Here is a 13,472-nt window from a genome sequence, read left to right as displayed (position 1 = left end):
CGGGTCAGGCCAGCCAGGCGTAGCGGCGTTCGGGGCGGCCGGCCGCACCGTACTTCAGGGAGACCTCGGCCCGCCCGGAGGCGGAGAAGTGTTCCAGGTAGCGGCGGGCGCTGACCCGGGAGATGCCGACCCGGTCGGCGCACTCGCTGGCCGAGAGTGTCCCCTCGTGCTCGCGCAGCGCGCGTTCCACCAGCTCGGCGGTTTCCGGGCTGAGCCCCCGCGGCAGGGTCGCGGTGGCGGCCGGTGAGCCGCTGCGGGACAGCACCCGATCGACGTCGGCCTGGTCGGCGACGATGGCCGCGCGTAGCGCGGTGCGGCGGGCGGCGTACTGCTCCAGCCGGGTGCGCAGCTCGTCGAAGCCGAACGGCTTGAGCAGGTAGTTGACCGCGCCGTAGCGGACCGCCCGGCGGACCGCCTCGGCCTCCCTGGCGGCGCTGATCACGAGCACGTCGCAGTCGTGTCGGGCGGCCCAGATCCGGGTCACCACGTCGAGGCCGAACATGTCGGGCAGGTAGAGGTCGAGCAGGACCAGGTCGGGGCGGAGCCGGCCGACCGCGGCGACCGCCTCCGCACCGGTGCTGGCGGTGCCGACCACCCGGAAGCCGGCGATCCGTTCGACGAAGCCGCGGTGGATCCGGGCCACCATGAAGTCGTCGTCGACGACGAGTACGTCGATCATCGCGCCCCCTCCGGCACACCGCTCAGCACCGACATCCGGGCCGTGAACATCGCGCCCTCGTCGGTGTTGGTCACCGCGACCTCGCCTCCGCGGCGGTGGCAGACGAGCCGGGTGAGCGCGAGGCCGATGCCCCGCTCGCCGCCCTGGGCCGCCTTGGTGGTGAAGCCGTGGGTGAAGACCTCCTGGGCCAGCTCCGGCGCCACCCCGGGCCCGGAGTCGCGGACCACGATCTCCACCGAGGCGGCGTCCTGGCGCAGCTCCGCCTCCACCCAGGCGGGGCGGTCGGACGGGTCGCCGGCCACCGCCTCGACCGCATTGTCCAGCAGGTTGCCGAGCACGGTGGCCACGTCCGCCGCCAGCTCCGGCGGCAGCCGGTCCAGCCCGGTCCGTTCGGAGACCCGCAACTCCACCCGGCGCTCGGCGGCCACCGCCGATTTGGCCATGAGCAGCGCCGCCACCGCCGTGTCGTGGATCCGGCTCGTCACCGTGAGGTCGAGCGAGGCGCGGTGCCGGCTCAGCGCGTCGACGTACCGGACCACCTCGTCGTGCTCGCCGATCTGGATCAGCCCGGAGATGGTGTGGAGCTGGTTGGCGAACTCGTGGGTCTGCGCCCGCAGCAGCTCGGTGGTGCTGCGGAACGAGCCGATCTCCTGCTCCAGCCGGGCCAGCTCGGTCCGGTCCCGCAGCGTGGTGACGGAACCGAGCCGGTGGCCGTCCTTGCGGACCGTCATTCGGTTCATCACCAGCACCCGGCCGCCCCGGACCACCACCTGGTCCCGGGCCTCCGGGCCGCTACCCGCGCCGGCCAGCACGTCCCGCAGCCGGCCGTTGATCCGTAGCTCGGCGAGGCTGCGGCCGAGGCAGTGTTCGGGCAGGTCGAGCAGCCGTCGGCCGACCGCGTTGACCAGGGTGACCCGGTGCTGCGGGTCCAGCGCGATCACCCCCTCGGCGATGCCGTGCAGCAGCGCCTCCCGGTGCTCGGCCAGCCCGGCGATCTCCCGGGGCTCCAGGCCGAGGGTCTGCCGCTTGATCCGGCGGGCCAGCAGCCACGATCCGACCACGCCGAGGGCGCTGGCGATGCCGAGGTAGGTGAAGAGGTACGACGAGGCCCCGACCAGCCGCTCCGACCAGGTCGGCGACTTCTCGCCGATGACCACGACGCCGAGGTGGCGGCCGAGGTTCTCCTCCCGGGCGCCGAGCACCGGCACCTGCGCGACCAGCTCCCGCGACCCGCCGATCTCCAGCTCGCCGAACCAGCTCCGGCCCTGCGCCACCTGGGGGTCGCCGAGCAGCACCGGGCTGCCCACCAGGGTCGGGTCGGTGGAGCTGACGACGCGGCCCCGGGCGTCCGCCACGGTGACCGAGGTGACCCCGGACTGGGTGAGCGTGTTCTGCACCAGCGGGGCGATCGACTCGGCGGGCGCGGGCCGGTTGAGCCGGTCGCGGAGCAGGGCGTTGCCGGCGAGCTGCTCACCGAGGGCGGCCACCCGTCGTCCCTCGACCCGGTTGAAGGTGGCCGCCGACTGGGCCAGCGAGACGGCGGCCACCGCCACCAGCACCACGACGATGATCGCGAGTTGGAGGATCAGCAGCTGCCCGGCGAGCGTACGGCGCCGGGACGTGACCGCGACCACAAAGACCTCAACTTCCGCTGGTGACACAACGCAGACGGGCGACCCGCCCGAAGGCCATCATCTTGCCGCCGGACTCATTCGAAACGGAAGAGAAACATGATGGCAACTAGGAGAAACCTGCTGGTCATGGGCGTGGCCGCCGCGACGGCGCTCGCCCTGGGAGCCTGTGGTGCCACGGCCGGGAAGGACGAGGCCGGCTCCGGAAGCGACGGCAAGCCGGTCGGCGGACTGCGGATCATGGTGCCGAACACCCCCGGTGGCGGATACGACACCACCGCCCGGACCGCCGCGAAGGTGCTGGAGGACGCCAAGATCGCCACCGGGGTGCAGGTGTTCAACCTGCCCGGCGCGGGCGGCACGGTCGGCCTCCAGCGGACCGTGAACGAGAAGGGCAACGGCAAGCTGGCCATGCAGATGGGCCTGGGCGTGGTGGGTGCCTCGTACACCTCCAAGTCGTCGGCGACGCTGACCCAGACCACCCCGCTGGCCAAGCTGATCGAGGAGGCCGGCGCCATCGTGGTGCCGAAGGACTCCCCGTACAAGACCATCAACGACCTGGTCGCGGCCTGGAAGGCCAACCCGAAGGGCCTCGCGGTCGGCGGCGGCTCCTCGCCCGGCGGGCCGGACCACCTGCTGCCCATGCAGCTCGCCAAGACCGTCGGCATCGACCCCCGCCAGGTCAACTTCGTTTCGTACGACGGCGGCGGCGAACTGCTGCCCGCCGTCCTCGGTGGCAAGGTGGCCTTCGGCGCCAGCGGGTTCGGTGAGTTCCTCGACCAGGTCGAGGCCGGCCAGATCCGTGTTCTCGCGGTGACCAGCGAGGCGCCGATCGAGGCGCTCAAGGACGTGCCGACCCTGAAGTCCGCCGGCATCGACCTGGTCTTCACCAACTGGCGGGGCATCGTCGCGCCGCCCGGCATCAGCGACGCCGACAAGAAGGTCTGGATCGACGTGCTGACGAAGATGCACGAGTCGGAGGAGTGGAAGGCCGAGCTGAAGAAGCGCGGCTGGACCGACGCCTTCGTCACCGGCGACGAGTTCGGCACCTTCCTGACCGAGCAGGACAAGGCAGTGGCCGACGTGCTCAAGCAACTCGGGTTGGCATGAGCGACATGACGACGCGACCGGACCGGGGCGGCGACCCGCCGTCCCGGCCCCCGGCCGTACCCGACATCCCGGCGCAGCCGGGCCCGGAGGCCGCCGCTGCCGGAACCGATCCGGCGGCGGACGCCGTGGCGGAGCCGGCCCCGAAGCCCGACCGGACGCAGTACGGCGTCTGCGCGTTTCTCGCCCTGGTCGGGGGTCTGGTCATCGTCGACGCGACGACCCGGGTCGGGAGCGCGATCAACACGGCCGACCCCATCGGCCCCAAGCCGGTGCCGATCCTGCTCGGCGTGCTGCTGCTCGTCATCGCGGTGATCTACGCGGTGGACGTGGCCCGCGGCGGGGCCGGCCAACCGGAGGCCGGCGAGGACGTCGACCTGACGCTCCCCATCGACTGGCGCACCGTGCTGCTGTTGATCGGCGCGTTCCTGGTCAACGCCGTGCTCATCGACCGGCTCGGCTGGGTGATCAGCGGGACGATCCTCTTCTGGGGTTCGGCGTACGCGCTGGGCAACCGGCACTACGTGCGCAACCTGCTGATCGCCGTCGCGCTGTCGTTGATCACGTTCTACGTCTTCGCCATCGGGCTCGGCGTCGACCTGCCCGCCGGCGTGCTGCAAGGGATCCTGTAGATGGACAACCTCGCCAATCTGCTCGACGGGTTCGCCAACGTGCTGACCCCGATGAACCTGCTGTTCGCGCTGCTCGGCGTGACCATCGGCACCGCCGTCGGCGTGCTGCCCGGTATCGGCCCGGCGATGACCGTGGCGCTGCTGCTGCCGGTCACCTACGGGATGGAGCCGGCCCAGGCCTTCATCATGTTCGCCGGCATTTTCTACGGCGGCATGTACGGCGGTTCGACCACCTCGATCCTGCTGAACACCCCCGGCGAGTCCTCGTCGGTGGTGACCGCGATCGAGGGCAACAAGATGGCGAAGGCGGGCCGGGCCTCCCAGGCGCTGGCCACCGCCGCGATCGGTTCGTTCGTCGCCGGCACCATCGCCACCGTGCTGCTGGTGGTGGTCACCCCGCCGGTGGTGCAGTTCGCGATCAGCCTCGGCGCACCCGACTACTTCGCGCTGATGCTGCTCGCGTTCGTGTCCGTCACCGCGGTGCTCGGCGCGTCCCGGGTACGCGGCTTCGCCTCGCTGCTGCTCGGCCTGGTGATCGGTGTGATCGGCATCGACCAGTCCGGCCAGCAGCGGCTCACCTTCGGGCTGCCGCAGCTCGCCGACGGCATCGACGTGGTCGTGGTGGCGGTCGGCATCTTCGCCGTGGGCGAGGCGCTCTGGATCGCCGCGCACCTGCGCCGCAAGTCCGGCGAGGTGATCCCGGTGGGCCAGCCGTGGATGGGGAAGCAGGACTGGAAGCGGTCCTGGAAGCCGTGGCTGCGCGGAACCGCGTTCGGGTTCCCGTTCGGCGCGGTGCCGGCGGGCGGGGCGGAGATCCCCACCTTCCTGTCGTACGTCACGGAGAAGAAGCTGTCGAAGCACCCGGAGGAGTTCGGTCGGGGGGCGATCGAGGGCGTCGCCGGGCCGGAGGCCGCGAACAACGCCTCGGCCGCCGGCACCCTGGTGCCGATGCTGGCGATCGGCCTGCCGACCAACGCCACCGCCGCGGTGATGCTGGCCGCCTTCGAGGGGTACGGCATCCAGCCCGGCCCGCTGCTCTTCACGCGGGAGTCCAGCCTGGTCTGGACGCTGATCGCCAGCCTCTTCGTCGGCAACCTGCTGCTGCTGGTGCTCAACCTGCCGCTCGCCCCGGCCTGGGCGCGGCTGCTGCGGATTCCGCGCCCCTACCTCTACGCCGGGATCCTTTTCTTCGCCTCGATGGGCGCGTACGCGGTCAACGCGCAGCCGTTCGACCTGTATCTGCTGCTCGCCCTCGGCCTGCTCGGCTTCGGCATGCGTCGCTTCGGGCTGCCGATCCTGCCGCTGATCGTCGGCATCATCCTCGGCCCGCGTGCCGAGCTGCAGGGCCGGCGCGCGTTGCAGCTCTCCGGCGGTGAGCTGCACGGGCTGATCGGCGGCTGGGTGTCCTGGCTGATCTACGCCACCATCGCCGTGGTGCTCCTCTGGCCGCTGATCGGCCGGTTCGTGGTCCGTCCGCTGCGCGTGCTCGCCGTGAAGGCCGACTGAGTGGCGCCCGGGGATGCCGGGGTCCCCGGGCGCGCCCAGACCGGTCTGCTGCTCACGCACACCGTCGCCGTGCAGGCGGTGACCTTCATGCTCCGGCCGGCGTCCGCGTACCGGGCGTTGGAGCTGGACGTGCCGGGGGCCTGGCTGGGCGTGCTCGGGGCCAGCTTCGCCGTCGTACCCCTGGTGCTGGCCGTGCCCTCCGGGCACGCCGTGGACCGGCTCGGCGAGCGCCGCGTCGCGCTCGCCGGGTCGGCCCTGCTGGTCGCCGCCGGCCTCGGCTTCGTGCTGCTCGCCGGCTCGGTGGTCGGCCTGGTCGTGGCCAGCATGGCGCTCGGCACCGCACACCTCTGCGCGGTGGTCGCCCAGCAGGCGCTGGTCGCCAACCGCACGCCGGCCCACCGGTACGACGCCGCGTTCGGCTACTACACCTTCGCCGCCTCGCTGGGGCAGGCGCTCGGCCCCGGCCTGATCGTGCTCTTCGGCGGGGACCGCCCGATTCCCGACACCCGGGCCATCTTCCTCGGCGCCACGGTGGTGGCGCTGCCGCTGCTGGTCGTCGCGCTGTTCCTGCGCCCGTCCGGACATCACCGGCGGGCCGCCGACGGTCCCGGCGCGGGTGGTCTGCGGGACCTGCTGCGTCAGCCCGGCCTGGTCCGCGCCCTCACGGTCAGCTGCGTCGTCCTGGCGGCGGTCGACATCAGCCTGGTCTACCTGCCCGCCCTCGGGACGGAACGCGGCATCGCCGCCGGTGCGATCGGCATCCTGCTCGGGGTGCGGGCGGTCGCCTCGATGGCGTCCCGGCTGCTGCTCGGCCGCCTGGTGGCGGCCCTCGGACGGCGGGTCGTGCTGGTCGGCACCGTGGCGCTCTCCGCCGTCGGACTCGGCCTGCTGCTGCCGCCGCTGCCGTTCCCGGTGCTGGTCCTGGTGGTGACCGTCGCCGGGCTCGGACTCGGTGCGGGCCAGCCGCTCACCATGTCGTTCCTGGCCGAGGTGGCGCCGCCCGGGCTGCGGGGCCGGGCCATGTCGCTGCGGCTCACCGGCAACCGGCTGGGCCAGGTGCTCATCCCCAGCGCCGCCGGGGTGCTCGCCGCGGGAGCCGGCGCGGCCGGCGTCCTTGCCTGCACCGCCGCCGGCCTCGGCGCGGCGGCCGTGGTCGCCGCCGGCCTGCACCGCGCACCGCCCACCGATCCCCATCCCTGAAGGAAAGAAGGATGCCCATGGAGACGCCCAGCACCGCCGACCTCTACGACCGGTACGGCGAGGCCCTCGGCTCGTGCGACACGCAGCTGCGCCAGTTCGGCGCGGTGCGCGCCTTCGGCGGGCCGGCCGTCACGGTGCGCTGCTTCGAGGACAACGCCCTGCTCAAGTCGATCGTCTCGGAGCCGGGGGAGGGCCGGGTGCTGGTGGTGGACGGCGCCGGCTCGCTGCACACCGCCCTGATGGGTGACCTCATCGCCGGCACGGCGGCGGAGAACGGCTGGGCCGGCGTCGTGATCAACGGCGCGGTCCGCGACGTCGTCGCCCTGAATGCCCTGCCGATCGGCATCAAGGCGTTCGGCACGAACCCGCGCAAGAGCGCCAAGACCGGCGCGGGCGAGCGGGACGTGCCGGTGTCGTTCGGCAACTGCGTCTTCCCGCCGGGTGCGGAGGTGCACAGCGACGACGACGGCGTGGTCGTGCTGCCGGTCGCCGGGCGGGACTAGCCCTCGCTGGCCGGGTGCGGGGCGATCTGGCCCTGGCGGAGCCGGGCCGCGCACAGCTCGGCCAGCTTCGCGTACGCGGGGGCGCCGATCAGCGCGGTCAGCTCGGGGCCGTAGGAGATGTACATCGGCTCGGCGCCGACGTGCGCGTCGGTGGAGGAGGTGCACCACCAGTCCAGGTCGTGACCGCCCGCGCCCCAGCCGCGCCGGTCGAACTCGGCGAGCGTGGAGATCAGCACCTTGGTGTTGTCCGGCCGCTTGTGCCAGTCCTGGTCGCGGCGGATCGGCAGCTGCCAGCAGACGTCCGGCTTGTATTCCAGCGGGTGCACCCCGTCGCGCAGCGCCTGGGCGTGCAGGGCGCAGCCGCCCCCGCCGGGGAAGTCGACGTCGTTGAGGAAGACGCAGGGCGCGTCGACGGCGCGGGTGGCCGTCCGCCGGGCCGGGTTCTTCCCGTCGATCGTGTCGTTCTCGGTCCAGTTCTTGAAGCCCCGGCGGAAGTGCTGCCAGGTCTCCGGCGTGAGCCGCTTGACCGCCGCCCGGACCCGCTTCTCGTCGTCGCCGTCGGTGAAGAACGCGCCGTGCGAGCAGCAGCCGTCCGCGGCGCGGCCCGCGACGATGCCGTGGCAGCCCTGGCCGAAGATGCACGTCCACCGGGATAGCAGCCAGGTCAGGTCGGCCCGCACCACGTGCTTGGCGTCGGCCGGGTCGATGAACTCGATCCACTCCCGGGGGAAGTCCAGCCCGACCTCCCGGCTGCGCGGGTCGTCGGGGTCGTCCACCAGCACGTGAAGCTCGATCTGCCCTGTCACCCGGACCAGCGTACGCGGGGTGACCCCGCCCGGCTGGCGAGCCGACGAAACGTGTTGGCCCTAGGGTCGTCACCATGCGACTGGGTGTCCTCGACGTCGGTTCCAACACGGTGCACCTGCTGGTGGTCGACGCCCATCACGGCGCCCATCCGTGGCCGGCGCACTCCGAGAAGGTGGTGCTCCGGCTGGCCGAGCAGATCGGCCCGGACGGCGCGCTGACCGACGTGGGCGCGGACGGGCTGGTCAAGGCCGTCAGCATGGCCCGGGCGGCGGCGGACGGGCTGGAGGCCGACGACCTGCTGGCCTTCGCCACCAGCGCGGTCCGCGACGCCACCAACGCGGGCGAGGTGCTGGCCCGGGTCCGGGACGAGTCGGGCGTACGCCTGGAGGTGCTCTCCGGTGCGGACGAGGCGCGGATGACCTTCCTGGCGGTGCGGCGCTGGTTCGGGTGGTCCGCCGGCCGGCTGCTCGTGATGGACATCGGCGGCGGCTCGCTGGAGCTGGCGGCCGGCATCGACGAGGGCCCGGACGTGGCGGTGTCGCTGCCGCTGGGCGCGGGGCGGCTGAGCCGGGAGCGGCTCGAGGTCGACCCCTCCGGCATCGTTCCCCCGTCCGCCGAGGCCGTCGAGGAGCTGCGGGAGTACGTCGACGCCCAGCTCGATCCGGTGGTCGAGCAGCTCACCGAGGTCGGCTGGGAACGTCCGGTGGCCACGTCGAAGACGTTCCGGACGCTGGCCCGGCTGGCCGGTGCGGCGCCCTCCGCGGCCGGGCTCTGGGCGCGGCGCAGCCTGACCCGCACCGGGCTGCGGCAGGTGCTCGGATTCATCCGGCACATCCCGCCGGCCCAGCTGCCCGAGCTGGAGGGGGTCAGCGCGCAGCGGGCCCACCAGCTCCTCGCCGGGGCGGTGGTGGCCGAGGCGGTGATGCGCCGGCTCGACGTGGACTCCCTGGACATCTGCCCCTGGGCGCTGCGCGAGGGGGTCATCCTGCGCCGGCTGGATCAGCTGGCGCCGATGTGATCCCGGTCTGCCGTTCTACGTGGTTTGCGGATGCTCGTCCCGATGCGCCCTGGCGGGTGCGGCTACCCTGAGGGGCGTGACTTCCCGCGTTCCGGTGCTCCTGTCCACGTCCTCGGTCTTCCCTGAGCGGACCGCGGCGGCGTTCCAGCTGGCCTCGACGCTCGGTTACGACGGCGTCGAGGTGATGGTCTGGACCGACCCGGTCAGCCAGGACCCGGGCGCGCTGCGCGGCCTGTCCGACCACTACGGCGTCCCGGTCCTCTCGGTGCACGCGCCCTGCCTGCTGGTCACCCAGCGGGTGTGGAGCCCCGACCCGTGGGAGCGGCTGCGCAAGGCCGCCGAGCTGGCCGAGACGCTGGAGGCGCCCACCGTCGTGGTGCACCCGCCGTTCACCTGGCAGCGCGACTACGCCCGCACCTTCTCGGACGGCCTCGACCGGATCGCCGGCCGCTTCGGCGGGCTGCGCTTCGCCGTGGAGAACATGTACCCGGTGCGGATGGCCGGCCGGCAGTTCGTCCCGTACGTCCCGGGCTGGGACCCGACCGACACCGGCTACGCCGCGTACACGCTGGACCTGTCGCACTGCGCGGCCTCGCACACCGACGCCCTGGCCATGGCCGACCGGATGGGGTCCGCCATGGCCCACGTGCACCTGGGCGACGGCACCGGCGAGGGGCGTGACGAGCACCTGGTGCCCGGGCGCGGCGGCCAGCCCTGCGCGGAGCTGCTCCGTTCGCTGGCCGGCCGGGGCTTCGCCGGCTCGGTCGCGGTCGAGGTGACCACCCGGGGCGCGAAGAGCCGCGCGGTCCGCGAGGCGGACCTGCGCGAGTCCCTCGAGTTCGCCCGGGCCAACCTGACGGCCCCCTCCCCGGTCGAGGCCTGACCCGGGAAGAACGGCTCAGCTGACCGGGGTGAGTGGTTCGGGCTGGGTCGGGACGACGGTCACCTGCTCGCCCACGGCGGCCCGCTTGCGGGCCCGATGCGCGGCCACGTGCGAGCGGGTGGCGCAGCGCTCCGAGCAGAACCGCCGGCAGCAGTTCGACGAGGTGTCCAGGTAGACGTTGCCGCAGCGCTCGTCGGCGCAGACGCCGAACCGGGCGCTCCCGTACTCGCAGAGCCAGACCGACAGCCCCCAGACCGCGCCGGCCAGGTATTCGGAGCTGACCGAGGCGCCCCGGCTGGTCACGTGCATGTGCCAGTCGGAGGAGTCGTGGCCGGAGATGCGCGGCTGCACCGGGAACGCCTCCAGCAGCGTGTTCAGCTCCGTCACCGCCTCCGCGTCCCGGCCCGAGGTGCCGTATTCGAAGACGTCGCGCAGGCGCTTCTGCGCCCGCCGGAAGATCGCCAGATCCCGATCGGCGACCTCGTCGCGCATCCACGCGTTGTCGTCCGGGAAGATGGCCCGCAGGTCGTCGAGGTCGTCCAGGCGGGCGTTGACGAGATCAACACCGGTCCGGGCGTACGCGTCGAAGTTCACGACACCAACGGTAGACGACTCACGGGGTACGCGGCGCGTCGATGTAGTGGGGCAGGAACCGCGCGTAACCGTCCGTGATGAGGCTCTCGCTCTCCCGGAGGCCCGCGCCAGCCGACTCACCGTCCACGACCCAGCTGCCCAGCACCATCCGGCTGCCCGCGAACTCGGGCAACGCCCGGAACTCCTGATAGCAGAAGCCCTCGTCGCCGTAGATCCCCGGATTGGTGATCTCGGTGCCGCCGGTGACGATGCGTACCGAGCCGCCCTCCCGGCCGAGCAGCGGCTTGGCCACGTACTCGGCCATGCCGCGCGGGGAGTCGAGGTACGCGGGGAGCAGGTACTCGTGGCCCGGGTAGAGCTCCCAGAGCACCGCCAGCAGCGCCTTGTTCGACAGCAGCAGCTTCCAGGCCGGCTCGATCCAGGTGGTCGGGGTGCCCGGCTCCAGCGCCGGCGGCCCGTACGGCTCGGCCAGCATCCACTCCCACGGGTAGAGCTTGAAGCAGGTGGTGACCGGCCGGTCGTCGGCGTCGACGAAGCGCCGCCCGTCCCAGCCGACCCGCTGGATCGGCAGGAGCGTGACGTCCAGCCCCGCCTGGCGGGCGGTCTCGGCCAGGTAGCCGGCGGTGATCTGGTCCTCGCCCGACTCCTCCTCCGCGGACCAGACCACGTGCACCCGCGGGTCGTGCAGGCCGGCGCCGATCTTGGCCCAGGCGCCGACCAGCCGCTCGTGCAGGCTGTTCCACTGGTCCGCGTCCGGCCGGGTGTGCTCCAGCCAGTACCACTGCACGATGCTCGCCTCGACCAGCGCGGTCGGGGTGTCGGCGTTGTACTCCAGCAGCTTCGGCGGCCAGCTGCCGTCGTACCAGAGGTCGAAGCGGCCGTAGAGGGTCGGCGGGGCCTCCCGCAGCGACCGGGCGACCGCCTCGGCGGCCCAGTCCGGGATGCCGAACTCGGCGTACCGGTTGCGGGCCACCACGTGCTCGGCGGCGGCCACCGACATCCGGTGCAGTTCCTCGGTGGCCTCCTCCAGCCGGAGCACCTCATCCAGCTCGAAGACGTACGCGGCGGTCTCGTCCCAGTACGACATGATCCCGCCGTCGGGCAGCTCGGTGTCGACGTACACCAGACCCTGCGCCCGGACGGTGGCGTCCCAGTCCGGGCGCGGCGTGCTGGCCTCGCGCCGCACGTCAGCCCCCGCAGGAGGCGAGGTGGGTGCCGAAGCCGCCGCGCTCGGGCAGCGCCGCGGCGACCGGCGCCGCGCTGTCCCGGGCGGCGGTGGCCGGCGCGGGAACCCGCAGGGCCAGGGCGACCATGTCGCCGCCCCCGCCCGCCGGACCCAGCGCGCAGTCGTCATCGTCGTCGTCGTAACCGTTGTTGCAGCCGGACAGGGCGAGGGCCAGAGCGGTCAGGGCGCCGAGCTGCACGGTGGCCGACCGGAGCCGGCGTCGGGGGCGTCGTTCCACGTGATCGTTGTAGCGGATCCCCGCCAGCGGGGCCGACCCGCGGTACCCGCCGGAACGCTGCGTGACGTTGCCCGCCGCCCCCCGGCGCGGGCCCACCGCCGGGCGTTACGCTCGGCTCATGCTCCGTTCCGTCATCCTCGCCGCCTCCCGGTCATCCCAGGTCGAGCGGCTCGTCGCGACGGCCCCGTTCACCCGGGACGTCGTCCGCCGGTTCGTCGCCGGCGCCGGCACCGACGACGCGCTGCGCGCGACCCGCGCCCTCGTCGCCGACGGCCAAGCGGTCACCCTCGATTTCCTCGGTGAGGACACCGTCACCCCGGAGCAGGCGAACGCCACCCGGGACGAATACCTCAAGCTGCTGCGCCTGCTGGGCGCCGCCGGGCTCACCCCGGCCGCCGAGGTCAGCGTGAAGCTGTCCGCGCTCGGGCAGATGTTCGACGAGCAGCTCGCGTACGACAACGCGCGGGCGATCTGCGCGGCGGCCGACGCGGCGGGCACCACGGTCACCCTGGACATGGAGGACCACACCACCACCGACTCGACCCTGGACATCCTGGCCAAGCTGCGCAAGGACTACCCGTCGACCGGGGCGGTGCTCCAGGCGTACCTGCGGCGGACCGAGTCGGACTGCCGCGAGCTGTCCGGCGCCGGGTCCCGGGTGCGGCTCTGCAAGGGCGCGTACAAGGAGCCCGAGTCGGTGGCGTACCAGTCCGCCCGCGAGGTCGACAAGTCGTACGTGCGCTGCATGAACGTGCTGATGTCCGGCGACGGCTACCCGATGCTGGCCACCCACGACCCGCGCCTGATCGCCATCGGCGAGGACCGGGCCCGCTGGTTCGACCGCGACCCGGAGCGGTTCGAGTTCCAGATGCTCTTCGGCATCCGCCCCGAGGAGCAGAAGCGTCTCGTCGGCGACGGCTACACCGTGCGCACCTACGTCCCCTACGGCGACCAGTGGTACGGCTACCTCATGCGCCGGCTGGCCGAGCGCCCGGCCAACATGGTGTTCTTCGGCCGCGCGCTGATGTCGAAGAAGTGAGTCAGGCGTTCGACCAGGTCCGGGTGCAGAGCACCAGCCGGTAGCCGTCCGGATCGGCGAACGTCGTCCCCCACAGGTCCCAGTACGGGCCGGCGGAGACCCTGGTCCCGCCGGCCCGTTCCAGTCGGCCGGCCAGTTCGTCGTCGACCCGCCCGTCGACGTAGAGCACGAACAGGTCCTCCGCGGTGGGGCGCGGCGCGACGGCCAACCGCGCGCCGCCGACCAGTTCCAGGTGCCAGCTCGCGCCCGGCCAGCCGAGCATCACCAGGTCGTGCTCGCCGGGCCCGTCGGCGGCGCCCCGGTAGAGCACGTCCAGGCCCAGGCCGTCGGCCCAGAACCGCTCGGCGGCGGCCAGGTCGCGGCTCGGGCGGGCCAGGCGTACGTGGGTGTCTGCGGTGAGCGGCATGTGC

15 protein-coding genes are annotated in these 13,472 nt (G+C 73.0%); 8 read left to right on the top strand and 7 right to left on the bottom strand.

All coding sequences use genetic code 11. From position 1 onward, the window contains the following. Window positions 1-4 precede the first annotated feature (4 nt). On the bottom strand, window positions 5-679 hold the full coding sequence (locus ACFYPD_RS03680; RefSeq protein ID WP_387108381.1) for a response regulator: 675 nt from the start codon (window positions 677-679) through the stop codon (window positions 5-7). Then, complete coding sequence (locus tag ACFYPD_RS03675; protein WP_387108379.1) at window positions 676-2,313, bottom strand: ATP-binding protein; 1,638 nt, start codon at window positions 2,311-2,313, stop codon at window positions 676-678. The genes ACFYPD_RS03680 and ACFYPD_RS03675 overlap by 4 nt, the downstream gene beginning before the upstream one ends. A gap of 99 nt (window positions 2,314-2,412) precedes the next feature. Here ACFYPD_RS03675 and ACFYPD_RS03670 point away from each other — a divergent pair, with 99 nt between their 5' ends. The 5 genes from ACFYPD_RS03670 to rraA are packed head-to-tail and all read left to right on the top strand — an operon-like array spanning window position 2,413 to window position 7,258. Next, window positions 2,413-3,420 carry a Bug family tripartite tricarboxylate transporter substrate binding protein gene (locus ACFYPD_RS03670; protein WP_387108376.1) on the top strand — a complete coding sequence of 336 codons (1,008 nt, stop codon included), beginning with the start codon at window positions 2,413-2,415 and terminating at the stop codon, window positions 3,418-3,420. 5 nt (window positions 3,421-3,425) lie between these two features. Further along, window positions 3,426-4,049 (top strand): tripartite tricarboxylate transporter TctB family protein, encoded by a 624-nt coding sequence (locus ACFYPD_RS03665; RefSeq protein ID WP_387108374.1) that lies wholly within the window; start codon window positions 3,426-3,428, stop codon window positions 4,047-4,049. Then, window positions 4,050-5,555 (top strand): tripartite tricarboxylate transporter permease, encoded by a 1,506-nt coding sequence (locus tag ACFYPD_RS03660; RefSeq protein ID WP_387108372.1) that lies wholly within the window; start codon window positions 4,050-4,052, stop codon window positions 5,553-5,555. Next, window positions 5,556-6,755 (top strand): MFS transporter, encoded by a 1,200-nt coding sequence (locus tag ACFYPD_RS03655; RefSeq protein WP_387108369.1) that lies wholly within the window; start codon window positions 5,556-5,558, stop codon window positions 6,753-6,755. 17 nt (window positions 6,756-6,772) lie between these two features. Further along, on the top strand, window positions 6,773-7,258 hold the full coding sequence (gene rraA / locus ACFYPD_RS03650) for a ribonuclease E activity regulator RraA (RefSeq protein WP_387108367.1): 486 nt from the start codon (window positions 6,773-6,775) through the stop codon (window positions 7,256-7,258). On the opposite strand, the gene ACFYPD_RS03645 is transcribed toward rraA, so the two are convergent. Then, window positions 7,255-8,064, bottom strand: coding sequence for a hypothetical protein (locus ACFYPD_RS03645; RefSeq protein ID WP_387108364.1), 810 nt, complete (start codon window positions 8,062-8,064; stop codon window positions 7,255-7,257). The genes rraA and ACFYPD_RS03645 overlap by 4 nt on opposite strands. A gap of 74 nt (window positions 8,065-8,138) precedes the next feature. Between ACFYPD_RS03645 and ACFYPD_RS03640 the strand changes: the two genes are divergently transcribed. Together ACFYPD_RS03640 and ACFYPD_RS03635 are read left to right on the top strand one after the other, a co-directional pair. Next, window positions 8,139-9,083 (top strand): Ppx/GppA phosphatase family protein, encoded by a 945-nt coding sequence (locus ACFYPD_RS03640; protein ID WP_387108361.1) that lies wholly within the window; start codon window positions 8,139-8,141, stop codon window positions 9,081-9,083. Between the two features lie 76 nt (window positions 9,084-9,159). Then, a complete protein-coding gene (locus ACFYPD_RS03635) occupies window positions 9,160-9,966 on the top strand; it encodes a sugar phosphate isomerase/epimerase family protein (RefSeq protein WP_387108359.1) in 807 nt (268 codons plus the stop codon). A 15-nt stretch (window positions 9,967-9,981) separates the two neighbouring features. Here ACFYPD_RS03635 and ACFYPD_RS03630 read toward each other — a convergent pair whose 3' ends face one another. From ACFYPD_RS03630 to ACFYPD_RS03620, 3 genes are read right to left on the bottom strand one after another with little or no spacing between them, the layout of a single operon-like run. Beyond that, complete coding sequence (locus ACFYPD_RS03630) at window positions 9,982-10,560, bottom strand: CGNR zinc finger domain-containing protein (RefSeq protein WP_387108356.1); 579 nt, start codon at window positions 10,558-10,560, stop codon at window positions 9,982-9,984. A 19-nt stretch (window positions 10,561-10,579) separates the two neighbouring features. Further along, the gene (locus ACFYPD_RS03625; protein WP_387108354.1) at window positions 10,580-11,746 is read right to left on the bottom strand and encodes a glutathionylspermidine synthase family protein; all 1,167 of its coding nucleotides are present in this window, start codon (window positions 11,744-11,746) and stop codon (window positions 10,580-10,582) included. A gap of 1 nt (window position 11,747) precedes the next feature. Continuing rightward, window positions 11,748-12,023 (bottom strand): hypothetical protein, encoded by a 276-nt coding sequence (locus ACFYPD_RS03620; protein WP_387108352.1) that lies wholly within the window; start codon window positions 12,021-12,023, stop codon window positions 11,748-11,750. A 118-nt stretch (window positions 12,024-12,141) separates the two neighbouring features. On the opposite strand from ACFYPD_RS03620, the gene ACFYPD_RS03615 reads away from it, so the two are divergent. After that, the gene (locus ACFYPD_RS03615; RefSeq protein WP_387108350.1) at window positions 12,142-13,062 is read left to right on the top strand and encodes a proline dehydrogenase family protein; all 921 of its coding nucleotides are present in this window, start codon (window positions 12,142-12,144) and stop codon (window positions 13,060-13,062) included. A gap of 1 nt (window position 13,063) precedes the next feature. Here the strand turns inward: ACFYPD_RS03615 and ACFYPD_RS03610 are convergent, their stop codons facing one another. Further along, complete coding sequence (locus tag ACFYPD_RS03610) at window positions 13,064-13,468, bottom strand: VOC family protein (protein ID WP_387108348.1); 405 nt, start codon at window positions 13,466-13,468, stop codon at window positions 13,064-13,066. Window positions 13,469-13,472 lie beyond the last annotated feature (4 nt).

Origin of the sequence: Micromonospora sp. NPDC005299 (genome assembly GCF_042872345.1) — a bacterium.
GTDB lineage: Bacteria > Actinomycetota > Actinomycetes > Mycobacteriales > Micromonosporaceae > Micromonospora.
Note: the sequence above shows the minus strand (reverse complement) of the source record. Positions and strands in the feature narration are given on the sequence as shown.

Excerpts from the sequence above, each read along its gene's own strand:
- ACFYPD_RS03680 (WP_387108381.1), bottom strand. The coding sequence starts at position 679 with ATGATCGACGTACTCGTCGTCGACGACGACTTCATGGTGGCCCGGATC.
- ACFYPD_RS03670 (WP_387108376.1), top strand. The coding sequence starts at position 2,413 with ATGGCAACTAGGAGAAACCTGCTGGTCATGGGCGTGGCCGCCGCGACG.
- ACFYPD_RS03665 (WP_387108374.1), top strand. The coding sequence starts at position 3,426 with ATGACGACGCGACCGGACCGGGGCGGCGACCCGCCGTCCCGGCCCCCG.
- ACFYPD_RS03660 (WP_387108372.1), top strand. The coding sequence starts at position 4,050 with ATGGACAACCTCGCCAATCTGCTCGACGGGTTCGCCAACGTGCTGACC.
- rraA (WP_387108367.1), top strand. The coding sequence starts at position 6,773 with ATGGAGACGCCCAGCACCGCCGACCTCTACGACCGGTACGGCGAGGCC.
- ACFYPD_RS03640 (WP_387108361.1), top strand. The coding sequence starts at position 8,139 with ATGCGACTGGGTGTCCTCGACGTCGGTTCCAACACGGTGCACCTGCTG.
- ACFYPD_RS03615 (WP_387108350.1), top strand. The coding sequence starts at position 12,142 with ATGCTCCGTTCCGTCATCCTCGCCGCCTCCCGGTCATCCCAGGTCGAG.
- ACFYPD_RS03610 (WP_387108348.1), bottom strand. The coding sequence starts at position 13,468 with ATGCCGCTCACCGCAGACACCCACGTACGCCTGGCCCGCCCGAGCCGC.